Raw genomic sequence first — 2221 nt, 5'->3', positions numbered from 1 at the left:
CCTTTTGCTGTTAGCCATTTTACAACTGTATCAGCATTGATATTAAGCTTTGAAACATCTATGGTAATTTGTTCAGCAGTCTGATTGATAGATGAGATAATATCACCTTTTTTAACTGTTGAATTAATTTCATTAGACATTAATGTAATAGAACTTTCGTGCTTTTCTACCATTGCCTTACTTCCGAATTGTCCGTTTGCTTCTGTTTTTGTGTATACATCCGTTTTCTCTGCTTTTAGGTCAATGCGGTTAGATTGCTGATTGATTGTAGTTTCCATTTTAGAAAATTTACTATCAAAATCAGCAGTCGCTACTTTCTTGGCAATCTCACCAACAAGCTGATCATAGTTGGCATAGTCTTTCGGATTCTCCATGAAACTAGAAGGTGTAATACCTTGTTGTAATTGCGGTTGAGAAACCCAAAGTCTACCGTTTTTTCTAATAACCACTACGAAACGTATCGTAGTAACACCGGATACGGGAGCTGGCATAGTTACACTAATAAATTTCCATGATCCATTAGTCAGTAACGGTACAAGTTGTATAACTTTATTCGTAACCCAAGTAGAACCATTGTAAAATTCAATCATTACAAATGCTGTATTATCTATGGTAGCAACTGCATCTGTGTAGAACCATGCAGATAACACATAATCACCGGTGTTAGGAGATACAGGTAATGATTGATAGAAAGCTGCATTTCTGTCTACTGTCTGCCCGGACGATTCTAATTTAACGGAATTCATACCGTCATGGTTTCTCGCTGTTTCTGGCACAGCTGTAAAGTTACTGCCGTTTGGACCAACACTCCATTTAGAAATACTTGGTTTTCTGCTTGTTACAACTCCTGTAGTAGCGTTTATTACTCGGTCTTCAAATGCAGCATTAAACAGTAAGTTCGTACTTCCTAATCCACCTATATATTCTTGCATTTGAGTATCTGTTACTTTGGATTTGATTTGATTATTCAACTGTGTGATATCACTCGTGTTTTGTTGTATAATTTCTCCTTGTTTGCCTTGCGTTTGAGATAGGGTTGTAATGGTTTGTGAATTAGAATCCGTTGTTTGTTTAACTTGATTCAAGGTAGTTTGCATTGTACCTTGGTCTTTTTGAACAGTTGATACAGTGGTTTTTACACCGTCCACACTTTTTTCAATCTCGGTTGTTTTCTTGGTGAATTCATCGGTTGTTACTTGATCTTGATAAGCTCGTTTGTATCCCGTCGCAATATTACCTCTTTCTATCTGTACGTTTTTGAAGTTAAGCCACGTGCCATTTGATGTTACTACGCGTCCGAAATAAATACGAAACATAATAGAAGTGGTGTCATTAGGGATTTTGAATGTGAAACTTCTTCTCTTCCAAATCTTCAATTCTTTGTAAAGTTCGCCAACAAATGCTCTCCAGTTATTACCCTCTGTATTTGTTGCGTAGAACATTTCAAAGTGATAATCGACTGACTCACAATTGATATCAGCAGAGATGGTTACTTCTTTACCAGGTTCTAAACCGTGTAATGATTTCTCATAACCTCCAATTTGGTAAAATGCATCTGTATGTCTGTTACATTTAATAGCAAGATGTTTTTCATAGTATCGAATATCATCAACACCACCAACTTGACTTTCGCCTGGCTGGTCAAACATTCGAGGTTTTTCGTTATCACAAGATGAATTGATAACAAGGTTGTTAACTCCAATATCAATATTCTCAACTTTACTATTAATTTGTTCCATTCGTTCTTTGGTACGTCCAGCTTCTTCTTTAATTTCAGTTGTTGTTTTCTTAAGCTCACTTGTTGTTTGCTGCACATCAGAAATAGTCTTCTTTGTGCCTTCTACGGTTTGTTCGACTGTATTTAATTTATTGCTGATATCGTTATCTTTCTTAGTTAACGATTCAATAGAAGTTTTAAATCCATCTGCGTTTTGTTCTATTTGAGTTACTTTTTTATTAATATTACCTTGTTCGTTTTGTACATCAGAAATTGTGCGACTAACACTTTGTAAGGTTTCCTTTACTTCATTGAATTGTCCTGTCGCTTGATTTTGTGCTTCTTGAACTTTCTTGTTTAATTCTGTTTTAGTTGTTTCAATATCTTCCTTAACATCTTTAATGCTTTGTTGTAATGGTCCTGTATCTGCAACAACAAGTTCCCAAGTCGTACCTGTCCATATTTTCAACATACCAGGCTTACTACCACTAATATCACGCCATA

At 35.7% G+C, this 2221-nt stretch carries 1 pseudogene; it reads right to left on the bottom strand.

From position 1 onward, the window contains the following. A pseudogene (locus ACQGSG_RS28465) lies at window positions 1-2221 on the bottom strand (phage tail spike protein); the annotation flags it as partial.

The sequence above is a fragment of the Bacillus sp. GMa5/1 genome, assembly GCF_050172015.1.
Taxonomy (GTDB): domain Bacteria; phylum Bacillota; class Bacilli; order Bacillales; family Bacillaceae_G; genus Bacillus_A; species Bacillus_A cereus.
This window is presented reverse-complemented; position numbering and strand designations above follow the sequence as displayed.